Here is a 1,030-nt window from a genome sequence, read left to right as displayed (position 1 = left end):
GGGTGCCCTTCGCGGCGAACTTGGCGACTGCGTCGACGTTGTCCTTGGTGATGAAGGCGGGGCCGGTGAGGACGGGGGCGGTGCCGCCGCCGCTGAAGTTGCCGTTGGTCTTGTAGAGCCAGAGGGAGTCGACGGCGAGGTAGCCCTGGAGGTAGGGCTGCTGGTCGACGGCGAACTCGACCTTGCCGTTCTGGACGGCGGTGACGAGTTCCTTGTTGAGGTCGAAGGTGGCGACCTTGGCCTTGCTGCCGGCGTCGGTGACGGACTGGACGGCGGTCAGGGCGAAGGGGGCGCCGAGGGTGACGACCTGGTCGATGGTGGAGTCCTGCTGGAGTTTGGCGGTGATGGTGGACTTGACCGAGGGCATGTCGGTGCCGTTGACGTAGAGGTTGTCGGTCTTGCCCTTGAAGCCCTTCTTCAGGCCGGCGCAGCGGGCTTCGAGGGCGACGTGGCCTTGTTCCTGGACGACGCACAGGGCGTGCTTGGCGCCGGTGTCGTTGAGTTTTTCGCCGAAGGCCCGGCCGGCGATGTTCTCGTCCTGGCCGAAGTATTCGAGCATGCCGAGGTCTTTCCAGTCGTCGAGGCCGGCGTTGAAGCCGACGACGGGGATGCCGGCGGTCTTGGCCTTGGCGATGACGGCCTTCATGGCGGAGGGCTTGGCGGCGGTCAGGGCGATGCCGTCGACCTTCTGGTCGATGGCGTTCTGGACGAGGTTGGCCTGGTTGCCGGCGCTGGGGTCGGAGGAGTAGACGAGTTTGATGTTGTCCTTGGCGGCGGCTGCTTCGGCGCCCTTGCGGATCAGGTCCCAGAAGGTGTCGCCGGGGGCGGCGTGGGTGATCATGGCCACGGTCATGCGGGGGGTGGTGGCCTTGCCGGCGGAGGTGTCCGCGGCGGCTTCCTCGGACTTCTTGCCGCCGGAGCTGCTGGAGCATCCGGTGGCGAGCAGGGCGCCGGCGAGAACGGTGGCGGCCAGTGCGGCGGCTCTGTGGTGTCTGTGCATGTCCCTTGCACCTCGCTGTGCTGATCAGGG

1 protein-coding gene is annotated in these 1,030 nt (G+C 67.3%); it reads right to left on the bottom strand.

Translation table 11 applies throughout. From position 1 onward, the window contains the following. A partial coding sequence (locus AQI70_RS36795; protein WP_062156797.1) for a sugar ABC transporter substrate-binding protein occupies positions 1–1,000 on the bottom strand: 1,000 nt, incomplete at its 3' end. Positions 1,001–1,030 lie beyond the last annotated feature (30 nt).

Origin of the sequence: Streptomyces curacoi (genome assembly GCF_001513975.1) — a bacterium.
Lineage (GTDB): Bacteria > Actinomycetota > Actinomycetes > Streptomycetales > Streptomycetaceae > Streptomyces > Streptomyces curacoi.
Note: the sequence above shows the minus strand (reverse complement) of the source record. Positions and strands in the feature narration are given on the sequence as shown.